We start from the raw sequence: 19,395 nt of genomic DNA on the forward strand, positions 1-19,395 counted from the left end.
GTACTGATGACTGACCCTGGACAATAGAAGTTTGTGATGCCCGCATGCGCCGCCCGCATAGCGAGCGGTTGTGAGCCGTCGTGGGCCCTGCGACCGCGCGCGTGGCTACTACGGTCCTGCGCTGAGAAAGCCCGAGACGAGGGCGCCGGACGCGGTGCGGCATTTCTCGAAGTACGCGTGCCGGGCACCCGGGAAGACATGGCTGGTGACCCGGGGGATACGGGCGGCGAGAAGGGGGAGGTCGTCCGGCGGGGTGAGCCGGTCCTGGCCGCCGTGGAGCAGCGGCGCCGGCGCCGTGACGCCGGGGAGCGCGTCCCAGGCATCGTGACTGTTGCTCACCACCAGATGGCCGTGGCGGGCGCGCGGGGGCATGCCCGGGTCGCCGAGGGCCGTGGACGGGCCGGGGTGGTCGGCGAGCCAGGCGGGGGAGCACAGCACATCAGGTCGATCAGTGCCCGGCGGGCGGCTTCCCGGTCGGCCTGGGCCAGGGCGCGTCGTACGGAGGCGTCCCTTCGACGGCGTGCGGACCCGCCGGGAGAGGTGCGGCGCAGGACGAGGCGCCGCACCCGGTCGGGGTGGCGTGCGGCGACCCACTGGGTCACGCGCCCGCCCATGGAGGTGCCGTACGCATCGGCGCGCTTGACGCCCAAGTGATCGAGCACCGCGATCACGTCGTCGGCGAACTGCTGGGTGGAGTACGGCCCTTGGGGCTTGACGCTCTAGCAGGTGCCGCGCATGTCGACGGTCATCGTGGAGTGGGTGGTGCGGAAGTCCGCGCGTAGGGCGTCCCGCCAGTGGTGGTTGTTCGCCTGCCTGGCCAGGGGGACGAACGGATGCCCGTCTCCCTGGCCAGGCAGGCCAGTGCCGTCCCGTGCCGTGCCGTCCTGGGCGCGGGCGATGGTGGTGGACGGATGTCGGATGTCGGGTGTCGCGTGTCGGTCATGCGGTGCCCCGGTGTCGTCCGATGGTCCTCGCGGACGGCTGGATCAGTGTGGTGGTCAGGCGCTCTCGGCGTCAGTGCCAGTGCCAGTGCCAGTGCCGGTGCCCGCGCCGGAGCCTTGGGCCTGGGCAGAAGGCCATCTGCCCTGCCGCACGGCCGAGTTGACCTGACGGACCAGCTCGCGTGCGACGACTTCCACGGAGGGAGGCGTGCGCCCGTGCCTCGGGGTGCCGAGGACGACCGAGCGCCACACGTCGGGTTCGCTCAGTGGCGCGGCGCTCAGCGTGCCCCGCGCGACGTCCTCGGCGATGCCCACACCGGGCAGGACGGTCCAGCCGTGCCCTGCCTGGACGAGCTGTTTCTGCACCCGCATGGAGTTGGTCTGGACGACGACGTCCATGGCGGCCCCGGACCGAACCGCCGCCGCGTCGATCAGGCGGCGCAGAGCGTGGCCCGAGGCGGGCATGATGAGCGAGTGCCGGGCCGCCTCCGTGAAGGGCACCGGGTCGTCGGCGCGGAGACCGGCGGTGGCCGGGGCGACCGCCCACAGACGCTCCCGCACCAGCGGGTAGGCGTTGAGGGAGGGCGTGCTGTCGAGGTTGTAGAGCAGGGTCAGATCGAGGTCGCCGACGTCGAGCCACTGCTGCAGATGGCCGGAGTAGGCGGTCATCAGACGAAGCTCGACGCCGGGGTGGGCGTGGGCGACAGCGGTCACCAGCGGCTCGGCCAGCAGATCGCTCGTGCTTTCCAGCAGCCCGACGGTGACGATGCCCGTCACCACACCAGGGCTCGGCTGTACCTCGGCGCGCGCCCGCTCCAGTTCGTCGAGGGCACGTCGAGCGCGGTCCACCATGATCGCTCCGGCGTCGGTGGGCCGCATGCCCTGCCCGGTCCGCTCGAAGAGGTCGATGCCCAGTTCCTGTTCCAGGGTGCGGATCTGCCGGGTGACCGCGGGCTGCACCAGATGCAACAGCTCCGCGGCACGCGTCACACTGCCCACCTCGGCGACCGTGACGATCGCCTTGAGCTGCTTGATGTCCACAGGGTCTGTCCTTCCCCAGCCGCCCCTGCCGGGGGTGCGTGAGTCATCCGCACCCCGCATGGGGGCATCACGCTTTGTTATTTCCTCTACGTTGTCATGAGCATCAATGATGGTACTCCCGGTACGGGAGCCGGGACCCGCACGCTCCTGGAGGCCGCCTCATGACCGAGCACCCCGAAGAACCACCGCTGGCCGGCATCACCGTCGTCAGCGTCGAGCAGGCGGTGGCCGCTCCCTTCGCCACCCGCCAGCTGGCCGATCTCGGCGCCCGGGTCATCAAGGTGGAGCGGCCCGGCGGGGGCGACTTCGCCCGCCGGTACGACACCACCGTGCACGGCGAGTCCAGCTACTTCGTGTGGCTCAACCGGTCGAAGGAATCGGTCACGCTCGATCTGAAGTCGGACCCGGGCCGCAGGATCCTGGACCAACTGCTCGCTGGAGCCGACGTGTTCGTGCAGAACCTGGCGCCGGGCGCGGCCGACAGGATGGGCCTGGGTCCCGAAGACCTCGCCGAGCGCTTCCCCGGTCTGATCCCCTGCTCTGTCTCCGGCTACGGCACCAGCGGCCCCTGGGCCGACCGCAAGGCGTACGACCTGCTGATCCAGTGCCAGACCGGCCTGGTTTCCCTGACCGGCGACGAGCACGGGGCGGCGCGCGTGGGGATCTCGATCGCCGACATTGCCGCCGGCATGTACGCCTACTCCGGCATCCTCACCGCCCTGCTCACCCGGGCGACCTCGGGCGCCGTACGGGCCGTGGAGGTGTCGCTGTTCGAGGCCCTCGCCGAGTGGCTGAGCCAGCCCGCCTACTACACCCGCTTCGGCGGCACCCAGCCCCCGCGCATCGGCACCCAGCACGCCACCATCGCCCCCTACGGTGCCTACCGCTGTGCCGATGGCAAGGACGTGCTGTTCTCCATCCAGAACGAGCGCGAATGGACGGCCCTGTGCGAGCGGTTCCTGGGGCAGCCGGGGCTTGTCGCGGACCAGCGGTTCGCCACCGGCTCGGCCCGTGTCGGCCACCGCGTCGAGCTGAACGCGATCGTGGCCGAGCGGTTCGGCGAGCTGACCAGTGATGCGGTGACGAAGCTGCTGGACGAGGCGGGCATCGCCAACGCGGGGGTGAACGGCATCGAGGAGTTCCTGGCTCACCCGGTGCTGAGCGAACGGGGCCGCTGGCGCGACGTACGAATCCCTGGGGAGGCCATGGTGCCCGCGCTGCTGCCGCCGGTCGACCTGGCCGGAACCGTCCCGCGCATGGACCCGGTGCCCGCGGCCGGGGAGCACACCGAGTCCGTCCTGGCCGAACTGGGATACGGCAGCACCGACATCGAACGCCTCAGGGCCGACAACGTCATCTGAACCACATCTGCACCACAAGGAGTTCCCGTATGAGCACCCTCGACATCCTCGCCGAGGACGAGCAGTTCATCGTCCGCACGGTGCGTGACTTCGTCGACAAGGAGGTGAAGCCGGTCGTCCAAGAGCTGGAGCACGCGAACACCTATCCCGAAGCCCTGATCGAGCAGATGAAGCAACTCGGCATCTTCGGCCTCGCGGTCCCCGAGGAGTACGGCGGCACCCCGGTCTCCACCCCTTGCTACGTCCTGATCACCGAGGAAGTGGCCCGCGGCTGGATGAGCCTGGCCGGCGCGATGGGCGGGCACACCGTGGTCGCCAAGCTGCTGCTGCGCTTCGGCACGGAGGAGCAGAAGCGCCGCTATCTGCCGCAGCTGGCCACGGGAGAGATCCGCGCGACCATGGCCCTGACCGAGCCTGGCGGCGGCTCCGACCTCCAGGCCATGCGTACGGTCGCCCGCAGGGACACCGACGGCTATCTGGTGAACGGCGCGAAGACATGGATCACCAACTCCCGGCGCTCTGGCCTGATCGCCCTGCTGTGCAAGACCGACCCTGAAGCCACGCCCGCTCACCAGGGCATCTCGATCCTCCTCGTCGAGCACGGGCCGGGCCTGACCGTCTCCCGTGACCTCCCCAAGCTCGGCTACAAGGGCGTGGAGAGCTGTGAGTTGTCGTTCGAGGACTACCGGGCGCCCGCGGACGCGGTGCTCGGCGGTGTCGAGGGCGTGGGTTTCGCCCAGATGATGAAGGGGCTGGAGACCGGCCGCCTCCAGGTCGCCGCCCGCGCTCTCGGGGTCGGCCGGGCGGCCTTCGAGGACGCGCTCGCCTACGCCCAGGAGCGCGAGTCGTTCGGCAAGCCGATCTGGAAGCATCAGTCCATCGGCAACTACCTCGCCGACATGGCGACCTCCCTCACCGCCGCCCGCCAACTCACTCTGTACGCCGCCCGCGAGTCGGACGCGGGCCGTCGTGTGGACATGGAGGCCGGCATGGCGAAGCTCTTCGCCTCCGAGACGGCCATGCAGATCGCCCTCAACGCCGTCCGTATCCACGGCGGTTACGGCTACTCCACCGAGTTCGACGTCGAACGCTATTTCCGGGACGCTCCGTTGATGATCGTCGGCGAAGGGACCAACGAGATCCAGCGCAACGTCATCGCAAGTCAGCTGGTCAAGCGCGGAGGTCTGGACGTATGAGGATCGTCGTCACTATGAAGTACGTGCCCGACGCCGTAGGTGCCCGGCACTTCGCCGATGCCCTGACCGCTGACCGCTGACCGCTGACCGTGCCGACGCCGGCAGCCCGCTCTCCGGGATGGACGAGTACGCGGTCGAGGCAGGCGCTGCGGATCGCGGAGTCAGGGGATGCGGCGAGGGATGAGGTCGACGATCTGCACGGCACCGACGCGACCGGCACCTCGTTGGTGCTGGCCAAGGCGATCGAAAAAGCCGGCTACGACCTGGTCATCTCCGGCAGGGCATCGACAGACGGTGCGATGGGCGTCGTTCTCGCGCTGCTGGCGAGCGAGGCGCTTTACCCCTCCTTCAAGGGCATCATGGCCGCCAAGAGGAAGCCGGTCGAGACGTGGGACCTGTCCACTGGAGATCGGCGCCGACCGGGCCGGGCTCGACCGTGCCCGCACGGTCGGGGAGTCGGCGATGGAGCGTCCGGCCCGTACCGCGCGGGCGTGATCGCCAACGACGAGGGCGAGGGCGGCAAGCAGCTCACCGAGTTCCACGCGGGCCAGAAGTGCCTCTGCATCAAAAGGAGTAGTTGTTCTGATGGGTGAAGTTCTCCTCTACGTCGACCACGTGGGCGGTGCCATCCACAAGTCCACCCTGGAGCTGCTGACCCTGGCCCGCCCATCGGCGAGCCCGTCGCCGTCGCACTGGGCACGGGTGCGGGTGACACCGCTGCCGCGCGCGCCGAACACGGCGCGACCCGCATGCTGACCCACGAGCGCCTGAATGCGCCGACTACCTCGTCGTACCGAAGGCCGACGCACTCGCGGTGTCGTTCTCGGCAACAGCGACCGGCAGGCGGCGGCGCCGGGTTGGCCGTTGGGGAAGTCGGTCGCCCGGTGGTCTTCGGCGGTCAACGAATCGCAGCGGGACTGCTTGGACGCTGCGGAGGCGGAAGCCTGGGCGACACGAGGTGCACGAGGAGCACGGTGGTGCCCACCTCTGCCGACGACGCGGTGACGCTGCAGCGGAGGAGCGGCCGGGGGCTCTAGGCGTTGCTCCACCCGGTTGTGCTGGAATACGAGTCAAGCAGGTCCACCACGAAGATCAGGGTCGAGCCCGCCGGGATCAACGGCGAAGGCGACTGATTGCCGTAGCCGAGACGCGGGGGAACGATGATCTCGCGCCGACCGCCGACCTTCATCCCCCGCACTCCCCGGTCCCAGCCCTTGATCACCTTGCCGCTGCCCAGGGCGAACTTGAACGGCTGACCGCGGTCCCACGAGGCATCGAACTCCTTGCCGGACTCGCAGGTCACCCCGACATAGTGGACCCTGACCACCATGCCCGGCTTCACCTCAGTCCCGTCCCCGACGACCAGATCCCGGATGGTCAGCTCGGTAGGAGCGTCACCTTCCGGAACGTTGACCACGGGCTTCGTCAGTTCACTCATCGCAGCCTCATCACTTTCAGCCGGAAGCCGTCGCGCGGACCGGTCGGGCACTCCCTGCAGCAGATGGTCACGCTACCGAGAACGCCCGTCCCCTTTCGCACGGCCGATGAATGCGACCAGCGACGCGGTGCAGAGTGCGGCCGCGGGCCGCACCGACGGCGAGCGGACGGTGGGATGCGGCACGGTCGGCCCGGTTTACGAGTTGGTGTGTGATGGCGGGTGAGGCGTCGCGCCTGGCCGGTGGCATGATCCTGGTGTGGCGCTCGTGGTCAATCGGGCGGTCCTGTCGCATCGGCTGTTCACGGGGATCTCTCGTCGCCATCTCGCTTGCCTGGCCAAGAAGTTGGCGGTGCCGGGGCAAGCCGGGGTCCGAGGGCCGTCGCGATGCTGTGCGAGGCCGTCGCGCTGCCTGCCGCGATGGCCACCATCGTGATGTTCCCCGAAGGTCCGCGTCGGTCGCGGGCTCTGAGCGTGTGGGCGGCAGTGGCCAGTTGCGGTCCAGTGCTCGGGTTCGTTCTGTCGGGAAGCTGAGCGGGGCGTTGTCGACCTCGTTCCTGCTGTTCACCTTCCATCTGCAGGACCGATCGGGCATCGGCCCGCTGGGCGCGGGCCTGACGATGCTGCCGCCGGCGGTCTCGCTGATCGTGTTCTCTTTGCTCGGCCATGCTCCTCGTCGCGGCCGGGATGGGATTCGGCATCGTGGGGCTGCAGTACATCGCAGTCAGCGGCGTCACCGAAGGCGATGCCGGGATCGCCGCCGGCATCCAGCTCGCGGCTGACCAGCTGGGTGGTGCGTCCGGGGCAGCGGTGTGTGTCGAGATCGGGCTCGCTCCGGGTCTGCATTCCTTCGATCCGTTCCTGACCGCCGCTCTGCCGGGCAACGTCTTCCACGGCCGAGCGAAGGTCACGTGCCCGTCCTTTGAGCGTCGACACCCGCGGTCCTGCTCTGTGAGATCCGTTCCTCTGCGGCTCGGATGCGGCGGAGCGCGTCGTCGTCAAGGCTCTGCTGCCATGACGGGGTCAGCGCGCGAACGCTTCGGTGAGGCGTACTCGGTAGCCGTCCTCTTCCATCAGCACGACGGTGACGCCGAACGGGGAGGGGTGATCCAGCTCAAGCGGGGTGAAGGAGAAGTCCACCGCCGCCTGGATCGGCGGCACCAGCTCGCCACCGGGCTGCGGCGCGAGGGCCGGACTCCAGTCGGGGGCGACCGACGCCCAGCCCTCGGGACCGCGTGCCAGGAGCTGTTCGGTGTAGGGGAACTGGTGCAGGACGTGCCCGTCGCGCGTGGCGAGCACCATGTTCAGGCACGGCACCGGGCCGACGACCGGCAACTCGCAGGCGGTGGCAACGTCGTGGGTCTCCCAGACGAGGACCACCTCGTCCGCGCCGGCAGCCGCGGCGACGTTCGCGAGTTCCGCGATCCCGGTGAGCGCGTCCTGGCCGACCTCGATCGGGCGGACCCAGATCATCCCGACCAACTCGCCGCGCACCAGCGGCATCATGAGCGGACGCGGCACCGCTCCCTCGCCCAGCCCGGCGGTGTACGCGCTCTTTGCCACGCCGACCAGTGCGTCCCACATCTGTGCTTCCACGGAAGCTCCCTCCGTCTGCCCGATCCGATCACCGCACCCTGTCACGGGGGTTGGGGCCGTGTCAGCCTGATGATCAGCAAGCCCCCGGAGGCGCATCCGTGGGCGGGCGCAGGGCTGCCCTGTGGCAAGGGACATCGCCGCCCATCCAACCGTTCCCATCCGCCAACCTCGGGAACGTATAGGGTCATACCACTGGACAGCTGTTCGGCCGCGTAGTCCGGCCCAGGCGGCTGACGGTCGTTCCGGGCCGGACGCCCCGGCCGGCTCGCATATTGCTTCGGCTGAGGTTCGCAAGCGACCGAGGGGCTGATGGGCTGATGGGCTCACGCATGACGACATTGCTGCCCGGCATCATGCGGGCACTTGAGCAGTTTCATGCCACCCGCCCCTGGGACCACAACGCCCACTACCACCGGTGGATCCTGCGCCGGCTCCCGAGACGTTTCAACAGGGCTCTGGACGTCGGATCGGGCAGCGGCGACCTCGCCAGACTGCTGGCCTCACGGGCCCGAGCGGTGCACGGGGTCGACGTCGATGCCTCGATCGTCGATCGCGCGCGGGAGCTCACAGACCCCGCCGCCCCGGTGACCTTCACCGTCGCAGACGCACTGGAGGGGGTGCTGCCGCCCGGCCCCTACGACGTCATCACATGTGTCGCCACCATCCACCACATGCCGTTCAGCGACGCCCTCGCCTGCTTCCGGCGGCACCTGGCGCCCGGTGGAACCCTGGTCGTCGTCGGCGTCTATCGCCCCCGGTCTCGCAGCGATTACCTGATCGACGCTGTGGCCATTCCGGCGAACATCGCCATGGCCTGGATCAAGAACAAAGGCCGCAGGACACCGCGACCAGCCTCAATGACCGCCCCGACCCGACCCGCGACCATGGCCTTCACAGACATCGTTCGCGATGCCCACCAGGTGCTACCCGGTGCACGGTTGCATCGACGGCTGTTCTGGCGGTACACGCTGGTCTGGCACCGGCACTACTGATCTTTTCGTAAGTCCGGTGGGTGTGCCGGGTGGATGGTCAGGCCGGTGTGGGCGAGGAAGGACTATGGCAGTTGTGGGTTGTGGGTTGTGGTTGATGCGGTGGATGCCTTTGATCACCTGCCGGTGATTCCGCCACGGCTGACCACGACCGTCAACACCAGGCAACAGGGGCGCTATCCGATCCGTTCCCGGCGAGTCCCTTCGCGTGTCCCCCCGCTGCGCGGGAACGGCCGGGGACGGCGCCCGACGCGGGGTCGTGTGGTGAGGGTCTCGGAACTGTTCCCGTCGCCGCCTTGTCGCGGCAACCGGCTGATAGCAGCAGGGTCTTGCCGCGTACGTGCGCACGTGCGACGGATTTGACGTCCTCGAAGGAACCTGGACGACCGCTTGGACATCCACATGGGCAGCGGCATGAACAGCAACCTGAACTGCAGCCTGAACACCCCATGGTTCAGCGGCGGTTGATCGTAAGGAGAGGAAGAAGTGAGCCCCGAGAGCGAGACCAAGGCGGACGGCGAACCGCGCTTCTCGGTGCTCAGACCTCTCAGAGCCTGGCGGCACGGGATGCGACTCGTCCTGGGGTCACCGAAGCAGCGGTCGCTGCTGGCACTCCTTCTCGTGCAGGCGGACCGGCCGGTGCCGCGGCACCGGATGGTCGACGGCCTGTGGGGCGACGCGCCACCGGAGCGTGCCGTCAACGTCGCCCGCCAAGACGTCGGCGCCTTCGCGCGGTTACTCGAACCCGAGCTGACCCAGCGGGCCCATGCCCGCGTCCTGGTGCGCGCGGCAGGCGGCTGCCGACTGGGCGCCTCGGACGAGGCGCTGGGGCTGCTGCGATTCCGGAATCCGCGTGACGCGACGCGGACCACGTCCGCCGCCGGGCGGACCGCAGCCGGATTTCCCCGCACGGTGTACTCCCACACGGTCTTCGCCGGGGTCGACCCCGAGTACCTGCGTGCTGTTCACCGGCCGCAGACCCGAACTGAAGTGGATGCGCGGGCTGTTGCCGGTCGTGGGGAGGGCCGCCCTCGCCCTGAGGTAGTTCGTTGTCATGGCCAGATACAACCTGCCCGCCGCGAGCGCGGACCTTCGCCCCGTGCTGCTTCGCCCCGGTTCTCAACTGCCTCTGTAATCAAGGCGTTTGCGGTGCGAGGGAAGCGACACCCCAGACCGCGAGGGACGTGAATCCGGGCGTGTCCGGAGCTGTCAAGGTCGGCGACGTACACTATAGTTATCCAATAGGTGGCGGGTTCCGGTCAGTGCCACCTCCCAGGACTCTTTCGTCACCACGATCATCGGCGTAGCCAGCGGAGGGCCCCATGCGAGTTCTGATCGTCGAGGACCATGCTGAAATCGCCGACGCGCTCAGGAGCGGACTCAACGACCACGGCTTCGAGACAGCGATAGCCGACACCTGCCAGACGGCCCTGGAACGCTACGCGGATGTGGACGCGGTCCTGCTGGACGTCGGACTGCCGGACGGCAACGGCATGGACGTCTGCCGCACCATCCGCGCCTCGTCCAGCGTTCCCATCATCATGGTCAGCGGTCGCGACGACGAGTTCGACCGCGTCCTCGGCCTGCGCATGGGGGCCGACGACTATGTGGTGAAGCCGTGCGGCCTGCGTGAACTCGTGGCCCGTATCGAGGCGGTGGTCCGGCGCGCCGTCGGCTGGGCCCGGTCGAGCGGCGGATCACGGGTGGTCGGCCCCCTTTCCATCGATCTCAAACAGCGCCGCGCGTTCATGGAGGGAGCGGAACTGCTCTTCACCCGCAAGGAGTTCGATCTGCTCGTACTGCTCACCGGAGAGCCGGGCAAGGTCTTCGACCGGGAGACGATCATGCGCCATGTCTGGGGCCAGCCCAGCGTGGGGGACACCCGGACCCTCGGTGTCCACATGGTCAGCCTGCGCCGGAAACTCGGAGCGCCCGAGCTGATCCAGACCGTGCGCGGAGTCGGTTTCCGTTTTGCGCTCTGACCTGCTCGCGCTCCGGCCTGCGGGGTCACGTCCTGGGCGACACTGCGTCCCGGAATCCGCGGGTCACGTCCGCAGGCCCCAGGTGTGCCGCGTGGTGCCGGCAGGGTGCGGTGCTTCTGTCCGATCGTTGTGAGTCAGCTGTGCGTCCGTGCCACCGGTCTCCGCTCCACCGTGGCAGCAGACCGCCCTACGCCGTACGAGAGGCACCCGCCGATGCTCCTGACCCTGTTCGCTTCTGTGGTGGGTCTCGCCGCGGCGCTCCTGGGTGCTGCCTACCGTTGCTGGTGCGTGAGACTGCTCGCCTCCCTGAACGCGGTCACCCGGACCATACGCCAGCTGGAGCGCGGCGAACCCGTGGAGCTCCTGGCCGAGCACGCCGGCCCGGCGCAGACCCGGGAACTGGTCGAATCCGTCAACCGCATCGCCTCCACCACCCAGGCCGTCGACGAGCGCTACCGCATGCTCCTGTCGGACATCGCGCACCAGCAGCGCACCACCCTCCACCTCCTCGGTATCCGTATGGAACGGCTGGCCGCCCATCTGTCGGCCCCCGGCGCCGAGGTGCACCACATGATCACCAATGACCTGGAACGGTTACGTGCCACCGTGTCGGATTTGCGCGAGGCGTCGACCGCCACCGTCAGCCCGCCCATCGAGGTCGACGCCGCCCTCGTGGTACGGGAGCGCGTCGCCGCGTGGGCCGATGCCGCCGTCGACCGCCAAGTGGTCCTGGACGCACCGTTCATGACCGGCCGAGCGACCGTCATGACCCGTAGCGGCACGCTGGAACGGGTGATCGACATCCTGCTGGACAACGCCGTCAGGATGTCCCGGCCCCGCGGTGCCGTCGTCGTGCGCACTGTGACGACCGGCGACCAGGTGCACATCCGGGTCACCGATGAGGGGCCTGGCATGACGCAGCGGGAACGGGAGGAGGCCGTGCGGGGAGGGCGGTTCGGCGGCCGGAGCTCCCGCCAGGGCGGGGGCGGCCACGACAGGAGTGATGACGGCGGCAGGGGCGCGCGTCCAGGGAAGGCCGGCAGCGAGGGGTGGGGTCTCGGGCTCTCCATCGCGCACATGCTGGTCGTCTCCCACGGAGGTGAACTCACCCTGGAGAACGGCCCCGGCGGGCGCGGGCTGACGGCACACATCCGGTTCCCGCAGGTGGCTCCCGTCGGAGCCGACCCGCTCCACCGGCCGCTGGACGGCCCGTCGAGCCGGGCCCGCGAGTAGGGATCGTGAGCAGGGATCGCGAGGAGAGGACGGATCGCCGTCAGGACGGTCGTTCCTGCGGTCACCCCTGCGGAGCGGCCGTCCTGACGGGAACCCACGTCCCTCCGGTCACCCGACGACTCCGCCGTCCACCCGCAGGACAGACCCGGTCACGTATGTCGCGTTCACCAGATAGGACACGCTGTCGGCCACTTCCTCCGCGGTCCCGAAGCGGCCCAGTGCGATGGAGGACACCAGGGTGTCACGGGTCTTCTCGGACAGTCCGCGCAGCATCTCGGTGTCGATGAAACCCGGCGCGACGGCGTTGACCCGGATGCCGAACCGGCCGAGCTCCTTGGCCAGGGAGCGGCTGAAGCCGATGATTCCCGCCTTCGTGGCCGAGTAGTTGGTCTGGGTGGCGTTGCCGAGGACCCCGGACACCGAGGACACGTTGATCACGCAGCCCGACTTGCGCTTGATCATGGGGAAGGCGGCGGCACGGCACACGTTGTAGGTGCCGGTCAGGTTGACGTCCATGACGTTGTGCCAGTCGGCGTCCTCCATCGTGGCGAGCGGGCCGTCCCGGACGATACCGGCCGAGGTGACGACCACCCGCAGCGGGCCCAGGTCCTGTTCGGTCCGTGTCACCCACTCGCCGACGGCCTGCGGATCGACGACGTCGGCCCGGGTCCCGACGGCGCGTCCGCCCAGGTCGGTCGCCTCCTTCTCCAGCGTCCGGGCGGCGTCGTCGCTGGAGCGGTGGCAGAAGGCCACGTCGAATCCGTCCCGCACCAGGCGGAGGACGACGGCCCGGCCGATGCCACGGGAACCGCCGGTCACCAGGGCGACGGGGCGGGCTTGTCCGGTGCTCTGCATACAGGTCTCCTGGGATCGTGCCTCGGTGGGCGGAGCCCCGGCGAGGGCCGCCGGGCGGCGACCGCGGAACGAGGCGACGGGGCGAACAGAAATGACTCGGGCGGACCCGGCGACGGCGAAGCCGGTGGGTCGGCCGGGTCACTCGGACCGACCGGACCGACCGGACGAGCCAAGCCAGCCAGACCAAGAAGGGCGGCCGACCGGACTAGCCAGGCGAGCCGACTCAGCAAGGTCGGCCGGACCTGCCGGGCCGACCGAGCCTGTTGGTTCATCCGGGACGGCCCGACCGGTCAGGCCAGCCGTACCCTGCCGCCCCGACCGGGCCAGTCGGCCGACCCGGACCAGCCGGACGACCCGGGACCAGTTGGATCAGCGGGATCAGCCGGACCAGCCGGACCAGACTGGGCGGACGGGCGGACGGGCGGACGGACGGACGGGCGGACGGACGGGCGGACGGGCCGCTCGGCCCGCCGCGCGCGACGCGTCAGGACTCTGCGATGCGCAGCAGGGCGGCGGCCGCCATCCCGCTCGGGTCGACCGAGGTGATCACCGCGGTCCGCCCCGCGGACGCCGGGTCCTGCTCGGCGAGGCTCAGGACCGACGCGATCTGGAACGCCGAGGACACCGAATGGGTCTCACCGATCAGGTCCGCCACCGGCGGCACGAGCGTTTCGGCACCGAACAGCTCGGTCAGCCGGGCGTGTTCGGCCTGACCCGCCCCGTCGGCCGTACCGGAGTGGGACACCGCCCAGACCTGGTCCGCCTTCTCCTCGACGGACGACAGGGCCGCCTCCACACAGTGCCCCACCGCCGCACCCCAGTCGCCGTCGGCGACCATACGGGTCCGCACCGAGAGCACCGACGCGAGCGGCCTGGTGCCGGGCGCCGGCTCCAGGCCGAGCAGGAAGATCGCGCAGCCCTCGCCGAGCGCGGTCTCGGGCTCGTCCTCGAACCGCCCGTAGTGCTCGACCAGGGACCGTGCGGTGGAGAACTCCTCCGCGGCCCCGCAGAGCACCTGCCGGGCCCGCCCGGTCAGCAGCAGTCGGCGCGAGTAGGTGAGTCCGACCATGCCGGTCGGCCGGCCGGCGCCGAGCGTGCTGTTGGGGCCGCGCAGGCCGTACCAGATGGCGCAGCGGCCGGCCGCGCCGTTCATCACCGCGTACGGGATCGTCGCCGGCTCCACGTGATACGGCCGGGCGCCGGTCAGGGAGCTGTGGGTGATCTCCATCGAGCTCTGCAGGCTGCCCGCGGTGGTGCCGAGCACGAGTGCGACGTCGTCGGCGCCGTCCTCGGGGTGGGCGACCTCTTCGAGGACGTGGCCGACCGTCGTGATCGTCAGGCCGGTCACCCGGTTCATCATCCGGGTGCCCTTGCGGCCGAGGCTCGCACGGATGTCGAAGCCGGGCACCACGGCGCCGTGGGTGGTGGGCACCTGCCATTCCAGGGGGTCCAACGGCCCGACGGCCGACCGGCGTTCGGCGATCCCGGCGGTGAACGCGGAACGCCCGACGCCGAACGGCGAGGTCGCCGACCATGTGCTGATCACCGGATAGGGCATGCCGGTCACCGTGCTTCCTTGTCGTAACGGCCGAGGACGACCACGGAGTTGTTGCCGCCGAAGGCCAGGCCGTTGTTCTGTACGATCCGCAGGTCCGCCGCGACCGACTCGTTGGGCACGCAGTCGATCTCGCACTCCGGGTCGGTCTCGACGTGGTTGATCGTGGGCGGGATGAAGCCGTGGGTGATCGCCAGTGAGCAGGCGATGGTGGCCAGCGCGCTCGCGGCGCCCATGGCGTGCCCCAGCATCGACTTCAGCGAGATGGTGCGGGGCGGCAGGTTGTCGTAGACGTCGCGGATCGCGCGCGACTCGGTCGTGTCGTTGGCCTTGGTACCGGTGCCGTGGGCCGAGATCAGGTCGACCTCGTGGGGCGCCACGCCCGCGTTCTCGAGCGCCGAGGTCATGCACCGGGAGACGCTGGACTGGTCGGGTACCGCGGGGTGGTGGGCGTCGCAGCTCAGCCCGTAGCCGAGGACCTCGGCGTAGATGCGGGCACCGCGGGCGAGTGCCGACTCCAGGCTCTCCAGCATCACCACCCCGGCCCCCTCGCTGTTGACGAGGCCCCGCCGGTCCTTGTCGAACGGTCGGCAGACGTCGGGGGCGACCGTGCCCAGCCGGTAGAACGAGACGAAGTTCTTCAGGCAGATGGCGTCCGCCCCGCCGCACAGGGCGAAGTCCGCGTCACCGACCCGGATCGCGTCGAAGCCGTTGCCCACGGAGTAGTTGCCCGCCGAGCAGGCGGTGCCCAGGGTGAGCGCCTCGACGTCCGTGAGGGCGAACTCCCGGGCCACCGCGGCGGACAGGCCGTTCACGCCGAGCCGCCGCGCCAGCGCGCGGTCCATTCCCTGCGGACCGCCCGCGACCCGCTGCGCCACCAGGGTGTCGGCGTCCCGCGACTCCCCGTCGGTGGTGCCGATGGAGATCTGGCCGCGCAGACCGCGCAGGTCCTCGTCGGTGAGACCGGCGTCCTCCACGGCCATCCGGGCGGCCGCCACCGAGAACTGGGTGGCCCGTCCCAGTTCCTTCACCGGAGTGTGGTGAATCCATTTCTCCGGTTCGAAGGCGGCCACTTCGCAGCCGTTGGCGTATTCGAAACCGGAGGTGTCGAACGCGGTGATCGGTGCGACGTTGCTGCGCCCGGTGCGCAACCCCTCGGTGAACTCAGCGACACCCGTGCCTATGCTGGAGAAAACCCCGAGCCCGGTGATGACAACGCGTTGGGACGCCGGCCTGCTGTCAGCTCGGGCAAGAGTTGAATTCATGAATACCCCTCATGGGTCGGTTCCGGTTCCTGCTGAATCCCTGCCGACCGCTACTTGGCCTTCGCCCTCGCCTCCTCCAGCACCTCGTAGATGCCTTCGAGGTTGATCATGCGCTTCATCTGGGCCTGCTCGATGGAGACCTGAAGGGAGACCTCGACGGAGGCGAGGATCTCGATGGAGCGCAGGGAGTCGGCGCCGTGCTCCTCGGCCAGCAGGCTGGTCTCGGTGACCTCTTCGGGCTCCACTTCGAGGATGTCGCAGACAATGCTCTTCACGTGCTTGCGGGTTGCTTCGTCGATGGTGGACACAATGCCTCCTGTGAGGAATGAGGGGATGGAATCGGCGGCGCGGCGCAATAGCGGCAGACGGAGCCGCCCGTAATTCACCGTTCCAGCTTTCCGGTTCGGTGCCGGGCGGGCAAGATGATGTTCTCTAAGATTGCGCGAAATTCGGCGGCCTGGATGGCTGGTTCACTGCGGCGGATTTCCGTGCTTGCGCGACGGAAGTTCGGAGTGCTTGTCCGCCAGCATCGTCAGCGAGCGAATCAGCACCTCGCGGGTGTCGGCCGGATCGATGACGTCGTCCACCAGCCCGCGCTCGGCCGCGTAGTAGGGATGCATGAGCTCGGACTTGTAGGCGGCGACCATCTCGGCCCGTACGGCGTCGGGGTCGTCGGCCTGGGCGATCTGCCGGCGGAAGATGACGTTGGCGGCACCCTCGGCGCCCATCACGGCGATCTCGTTGCTCGGCCAGGCGAAGGTGAGGTCGGCGCCGATGGACCGGGAGTCCATGACGATGTACGCGCCGCCGTAGGCCTTGCGCAAAATCAGGGAGATACGGGGCACGGTGGCGTTGCAGTAGGCGTACAGCAGCTTGGCGCCGCGCCGGATGATGCCGTTGTGCTCCTGGTCCACGCCCGGCAGGAAGCCCGGTACGTCGAGAAGGGTGACCAGCGGGATGTTGAAGGCGTCGCACATCTGAACGAAGCGTGCGCCCTTCTCCGAGGTGTCGATGTCCAGTACCCCGGCCATGGACTGGGGCTGGTTGGCCACGATCCCCACCACCTGGCCGCCCAGCCGGGCGAGTGCGCAGAGCAGGTTGCCCGCCCAGTGCTCGTGGACCTCGAAGTACTCGCCGTCGTCGACGATCTCCTTGATGACCCGCCGCATGTCGTAGGGCGTGCCGCCGTCGAGCGGGACCACCTCGGCCAAGGTCTCGCAGCGGCGGTCCGGCGGATCGGCGACGGGCAGGGCCGGCGGGTGCTCGCGGTTGTTCTGCGGCAACATCGACAGCAGGTAGCGCACGTCCTCCAGGCAGGACTGCTCGTCCGCGTGCGCGAAGTGGGCCACGCCCGAGGTGGTGCTGTGCACGTCGGCGCCGCCGAGCCCGTTCTGGGTGATCTCCTCGCCGGTGACCGCCTTGACGACGTCGGGCCCGGTGATGAACATCTGCGAGGTCTCGCGGACCATGAACACGAAGTCCGTCAGGGCCGGGCTGTAGGCCGCGCCGCCCGCGCACGGGCCGAGCATCACGCTGATCTGCGGGATGACCCCGGAGGCCCGGGTGTTGCGCTGGAAGATGCCGCCGTAGCCCGCGAGGGCGCTGACGCCTTCCTGGATGCGGGCGCCGGCGCCGTCGTTGAGGGAGACCAGCGGTGCGCCCGCCGCGATGGCCATGTCCATGATTTTGTGGATCTTCGCCGCGTGCGCCTCGCCCAGCGCGCCGCCGAAGATCCGGAAGTCATGGGCGTACACGAAGACCGTGCGGCCGTTCACCGTGCCCCAGCCGGTCACCACGCCGTCCGTGTAGGGCCGTTTGGCCTCCAGGCCGAAGCTCGTCGAGCGGTGCCGCCGCAGGGCCTCCACCTCGGTGAACGAGCCCGGGTCGAGGAGCAGGTCGATGCGCTCGCGCACGGTCAGCTTGCCCTTGGCGCGCTGTGCGGCGGTGGCCCGTTCGCCCGGTCCGTCCAGCACCGACCGCCTGAGCTCGGTGAGTTCGGCGACCCGGTTGTGCATGGTGGCGGGTTCCTCGGCGAGGCGCTCGGCGACCTGCGGAGAGGCCGGAGCGGAGGCCGGAGCGGTGTAGGTCGCCCGCTCCGCCTCCGGGGGCGCGCTCATCGGCCCCGTCCCAGGACGGCGATGTGCGCGGTGTCCGACCTCGGGTCGGTGTCGCACAGCACCACGGTGTCGTAGCGCTCGCGCCAGTGTGCCCAGTGCTCCGCCAGCGCCGCCCAGACGCTGGTGCAGTAGCCGCCGGGCGGCACACGGTGGACGTCGAGGCCGGGCGGCGCGGCCGCCTGGCCGGTCCAGGGGCCCATGACCACCAGCGGGCGCGGCGCGTCCACGGTCAGCTCGGCCAGCCGCGGGCCCAGCTCGCTCGCGTCGGCCAGGCGCAGGACGTCGGAGACCTCGCCGAAGCCGGAGCCGCGCTCGAAGAGCAGGAGCACACCTGAGTCCCGTACCGAGACGCCGTCGTGGACCACGGGGTCGTGGGCGGGCAGTGTGGTCTGCTCCAGCACCGCCAGCGCGAACACCGTCGACCGGTCGGTCTTCTCGTGCGCGGCGCCGATGCGCAGCGCGGTGAACGCGGCGCCGAGCCCCTGCTCGGTCACCGAGAAGCACTGTTCGGCCTTGCCGCCGGTGATCAGCCCGAGATGGGCGGAGACCGCCCGGACCGGGTTGACGTCGGGCAGCGCGGCGGCCAGCACGACCAGGTCGGGGACCGCGACGTCGGCGGGGAGCCGCTGGACGAGGAGGTCCACCATCTGGGTGTGGCTGGCCTGGCCGCCCGAGCGCAGCAGGTCCTCGTCCATCTTGCCGCCGAAGAGCTCGACCAGGTCGCGGTTGTAGCGCAGGACCGTCTCGTCGGGTTCGTAGGTGTCGCCGGGCGGTGTCACCACGGCACCGGCGCTCAGTCGCAGAGGCATGGTCAGTGGCCTTCCGTTCCTGTAGTCGTGTCCGCCAGGACGCGGGAGCCGGTCGGCCCCGGCTCGTCCTGTTGCGCGGCGGTGAAGACCATGGCCGTGAACGTGGAGCCGATCCCGGTGGCCAGGAACAGGTAGTTGCGGCCGGGCACCAGACGGCCCTCCTCCCGCAGGGTCACGTAGTTCACCATCAGGTCCGCCGTCAGGCAGTGGCTGTAGCGGGCGAGGTTCTCCAGATAGAGCTTGTCGGGCGGCCACCCGAGGTCCTGGACGATCTGGCCCCAGAACGTCCGGTTGGGGTGGGTGGGGATCACGATGTCGATGTCGTCGAAGGTGCAGCCCGCCGCCGTCACCACCTCCTCGATGAGTTCGCCCATCACCCTCGGGCGGTCGGCGCCGGCCTCCCGGTGTTCCTCCGCCGTCATCTGGACGCCCGCGGCGTACTCGCCGAAGGTGCGCACCGCGAACGAGCGCACCGGATCGCCGGGGCCGTTCCACGACAGCAGGCAGGCGCCCGCCGCCTCGCCGATGACACAAGAGTTGAAGATGATCTGGAGGTCGCGGGTGAAGATCTTCTCGCCCGTCAGGACCAGAGCTCGCGCCTCCGGATCGCCGTCGGCCTGCAGTAGCCGCCCGGCGACGTCGACGGCCGAGACCGTGCCCGCGCAGTTCTGCTGGGTGAGCGCGAACGCCGTGGCGTGCTCCAGGCCCAGCATCTTGAGCATCTCCTGCACCGGGTCCACCGTCGAGGGACCGGCGTGCGGGACGGCGTGCGGGTACACCACGTACTTGACCGAGCGGGGGTCGACGTCCGCGAGGATCTTCCGGGCGGGCGGCAGCACCAGGTCGTAGAGGCTGAGGTCGGGGTCGTAGCGGAGGGTGTCGAGGCCGTGGATGCTGCGGAACAGGTGGACCTGCGCCGGGCTCAGACCGAAGGCCTCGGCCCGCTCCTCGACGGTGGTTTCGCGTTCCGGCAGGAATATCTCGACGGCGTCCAGGGTGAGTGTGCCGCTCAGCATGACG

17 protein-coding genes and 3 pseudogenes are annotated in these 19,395 nt (G+C 69.7%); 8 read left to right on the plus strand and 12 right to left on the minus strand.

Annotated features, from left to right (window positions below):
* Positions 1–108: 108 nt before the first annotated feature.
* The 3 genes from J8M51_RS46160 to J8M51_RS32895 form a co-directional block, all read right to left on the minus strand.
* The gene (locus J8M51_RS46160; protein ID WP_317852994.1) at positions 109–438 is read right to left on the minus strand and encodes an alpha/beta fold hydrolase; all 330 of its coding nucleotides are present in this window, start codon (positions 436–438) and stop codon (positions 109–111) included.
* Positions 336–671, minus strand: a complete 336-nt coding sequence (locus J8M51_RS46165) for an alpha/beta fold hydrolase (protein ID WP_317852987.1) — start codon at positions 669–671, stop codon at positions 336–338. The genes J8M51_RS46160 and J8M51_RS46165 overlap by 103 nt, the downstream gene beginning before the upstream one ends.
* 327 nt (positions 672–998) lie before the next feature.
* Positions 999–1,982 (minus strand): LysR family transcriptional regulator, encoded by a 984-nt coding sequence (locus J8M51_RS32895; RefSeq protein ID WP_086754446.1) that lies wholly within the window; start codon positions 1,980–1,982, stop codon positions 999–1,001.
* Positions 1,983–2,143: 161 nt separating this feature from the next.
* Between J8M51_RS32895 and J8M51_RS32900 the strand changes: the two genes are divergently transcribed.
* The 4 genes and pseudogenes from J8M51_RS32900 to J8M51_RS32915 form a co-directional block, all read left to right on the plus strand.
* Positions 2,144–3,343 carry a CaiB/BaiF CoA transferase family protein gene (locus J8M51_RS32900; RefSeq protein ID WP_086754448.1) on the plus strand — a complete coding sequence of 400 codons (1,200 nt, stop codon included), beginning with the start codon at positions 2,144–2,146 and terminating at the stop codon, positions 3,341–3,343.
* A 29-nt stretch (positions 3,344–3,372) separates the two neighbouring features.
* Positions 3,373–4,539 (plus strand): acyl-CoA dehydrogenase family protein, encoded by a 1,167-nt coding sequence (locus J8M51_RS32905; protein ID WP_086754450.1) that lies wholly within the window; start codon positions 3,373–3,375, stop codon positions 4,537–4,539.
* A 14-nt stretch (positions 4,540–4,553) separates the two neighbouring features.
* Positions 4,554–5,132, plus strand: a pseudogene (locus tag J8M51_RS32910) (electron transfer flavoprotein subunit beta/FixA family protein).
* Positions 5,125–5,374, plus strand: a pseudogene (locus tag J8M51_RS32915) (electron transfer flavoprotein subunit alpha/FixB family protein); the annotation flags it as partial. The pseudogenes J8M51_RS32910 and J8M51_RS32915, both read left to right, overlap by 8 nt.
* Before the next feature lie 198 nt (positions 5,375–5,572).
* On the opposite strand, the gene J8M51_RS32920 reads toward J8M51_RS32915, so the two are convergent.
* Complete coding sequence (locus J8M51_RS32920; RefSeq protein ID WP_086754452.1) at positions 5,573–5,977, minus strand: FKBP-type peptidyl-prolyl cis-trans isomerase; 405 nt, start codon at positions 5,975–5,977, stop codon at positions 5,573–5,575.
* 393 nt (positions 5,978–6,370) lie between these two features.
* Here J8M51_RS32920 and J8M51_RS32925 point away from each other — a divergent pair.
* A pseudogene (locus tag J8M51_RS32925) lies at positions 6,371–6,850 on the plus strand (MFS transporter); the annotation flags it as partial.
* A gap of 147 nt (positions 6,851–6,997) precedes the next feature.
* Here J8M51_RS32925 and J8M51_RS32930 read toward each other — a convergent pair.
* Positions 6,998–7,558: a hypothetical protein gene (locus J8M51_RS32930; RefSeq protein ID WP_179202980.1), complete on the minus strand. Its 561-nt coding sequence runs from the start codon at positions 7,556–7,558 to the stop codon at positions 6,998–7,000.
* Between the two features lie 341 nt (positions 7,559–7,899).
* On the opposite strand from J8M51_RS32930, the gene J8M51_RS32935 reads away from it, so the two are divergent.
* The 3 genes from J8M51_RS32935 to J8M51_RS32945 all read left to right on the plus strand — a co-directional run bounded on the left by J8M51_RS32935 (position 7,900) and on the right by J8M51_RS32945 (position 11,774).
* Entirely contained in the window at positions 7,900–8,562 is a 663-nt protein-coding gene (locus J8M51_RS32935) for a class I SAM-dependent methyltransferase (protein WP_086754455.1), read from the plus strand.
* Positions 8,563–9,881: 1,319 nt separating this feature from the next.
* Entirely contained in the window at positions 9,882–10,541 is a 660-nt protein-coding gene (locus J8M51_RS32940; protein ID WP_086757185.1) for a response regulator transcription factor, read from the plus strand.
* A gap of 288 nt (positions 10,542–10,829) precedes the next feature.
* The gene (locus J8M51_RS32945) at positions 10,830–11,774 is read left to right on the plus strand and encodes a sensor histidine kinase (protein ID WP_179203172.1); all 945 of its coding nucleotides are present in this window, start codon (positions 10,830–10,832) and stop codon (positions 11,772–11,774) included.
* A 108-nt stretch (positions 11,775–11,882) separates the two neighbouring features.
* On the opposite strand, the gene fabG is transcribed toward J8M51_RS32945, so the two are convergent.
* From fabG to J8M51_RS32980, 7 genes are all read right to left on the minus strand, one after another.
* Positions 11,883–12,629 carry a 3-oxoacyl-ACP reductase FabG gene (fabG, locus tag J8M51_RS32950; protein WP_086757181.1) on the minus strand — a complete coding sequence of 249 codons (747 nt, stop codon included), beginning with the start codon at positions 12,627–12,629 and terminating at the stop codon, positions 11,883–11,885.
* 484 nt (positions 12,630–13,113) lie between these two features.
* Positions 13,114–14,187, minus strand: a complete 1,074-nt coding sequence (locus J8M51_RS32955) for a beta-ketoacyl synthase N-terminal-like domain-containing protein (protein ID WP_086757200.1) — start codon at positions 14,185–14,187, stop codon at positions 13,114–13,116.
* Positions 14,188–14,192: 5 nt separating this feature from the next.
* Positions 14,193–15,449 carry a beta-ketoacyl-[acyl-carrier-protein] synthase family protein gene (locus J8M51_RS32960; RefSeq protein ID WP_086757179.1) on the minus strand — a complete coding sequence of 419 codons (1,257 nt, stop codon included), beginning with the start codon at positions 15,447–15,449 and terminating at the stop codon, positions 14,193–14,195.
* Between the two features lie 50 nt (positions 15,450–15,499).
* Positions 15,500–15,757, minus strand: coding sequence for an acyl carrier protein (locus J8M51_RS32965; protein ID WP_086757177.1), 258 nt, complete (start codon positions 15,755–15,757; stop codon positions 15,500–15,502).
* Positions 15,758–15,919: 162 nt separating this feature from the next.
* Positions 15,920–17,464 (minus strand): acyl-CoA carboxylase subunit beta, encoded by a 1,545-nt coding sequence (locus J8M51_RS32970; RefSeq protein ID WP_086757198.1) that lies wholly within the window; start codon positions 17,462–17,464, stop codon positions 15,920–15,922.
* 98 nt (positions 17,465–17,562) lie between these two features.
* Complete coding sequence (locus tag J8M51_RS32975) at positions 17,563–18,375, minus strand: hypothetical protein (RefSeq protein ID WP_086757175.1); 813 nt, start codon at positions 18,373–18,375, stop codon at positions 17,563–17,565.
* Between the two features lie 2 nt (positions 18,376–18,377).
* Entirely contained in the window at positions 18,378–19,391 is a 1,014-nt protein-coding gene (locus J8M51_RS32980; protein ID WP_086757172.1) for a 3-oxoacyl-[acyl-carrier-protein] synthase III C-terminal domain-containing protein, read from the minus strand.
* Positions 19,392–19,395: the final 4 nt, after the last annotated feature.

This window comes from Streptomyces griseiscabiei (assembly GCF_020010925.1).
In the GTDB taxonomy this organism is placed as follows: domain Bacteria; phylum Actinomycetota; class Actinomycetes; order Streptomycetales; family Streptomycetaceae; genus Streptomyces; species Streptomyces griseiscabiei.

Bases quoted from the DNA above. Each gene is read 5' to 3' on its own strand.
- J8M51_RS32900 (WP_086754448.1), top strand. From the start codon at position 2,144: ATGACCGAGCACCCCGAAGAACCACCGCTGGCCGGCATCACCGTCGTC.
- J8M51_RS32905 (WP_086754450.1), top strand. From the start codon at position 3,373: ATGAGCACCCTCGACATCCTCGCCGAGGACGAGCAGTTCATCGTCCGC.
- J8M51_RS32920 (WP_086754452.1), bottom strand. From the start codon at position 5,977: ATGAGTGAACTGACGAAGCCCGTGGTCAACGTTCCGGAAGGTGACGCT.
- J8M51_RS32930 (WP_179202980.1), bottom strand. From the start codon at position 7,558: ATGTGGGACGCACTGGTCGGCGTGGCAAAGAGCGCGTACACCGCCGGG.
- J8M51_RS32935 (WP_086754455.1), top strand. From the start codon at position 7,900: ATGACGACATTGCTGCCCGGCATCATGCGGGCACTTGAGCAGTTTCAT.
- J8M51_RS32940 (WP_086757185.1), top strand. From the start codon at position 9,882: ATGCGAGTTCTGATCGTCGAGGACCATGCTGAAATCGCCGACGCGCTC.
- fabG (WP_086757181.1), bottom strand. From the start codon at position 12,629: ATGCAGAGCACCGGACAAGCCCGCCCCGTCGCCCTGGTGACCGGCGGT.
- J8M51_RS32955 (WP_086757200.1), bottom strand. From the start codon at position 14,187: ATGCCCTATCCGGTGATCAGCACATGGTCGGCGACCTCGCCGTTCGGC.
- J8M51_RS32960 (WP_086757179.1), bottom strand. From the start codon at position 15,449: ATGAATTCAACTCTTGCCCGAGCTGACAGCAGGCCGGCGTCCCAACGC.
- J8M51_RS32970 (WP_086757198.1), bottom strand. From the start codon at position 17,464: ATGCACAACCGGGTCGCCGAACTCACCGAGCTCAGGCGGTCGGTGCTG.
- J8M51_RS32975 (WP_086757175.1), bottom strand. From the start codon at position 18,375: ATGCCTCTGCGACTGAGCGCCGGTGCCGTGGTGACACCGCCCGGCGAC.
- J8M51_RS32980 (WP_086757172.1), bottom strand. From the start codon at position 19,391: ATGCTGAGCGGCACACTCACCCTGGACGCCGTCGAGATATTCCTGCCG.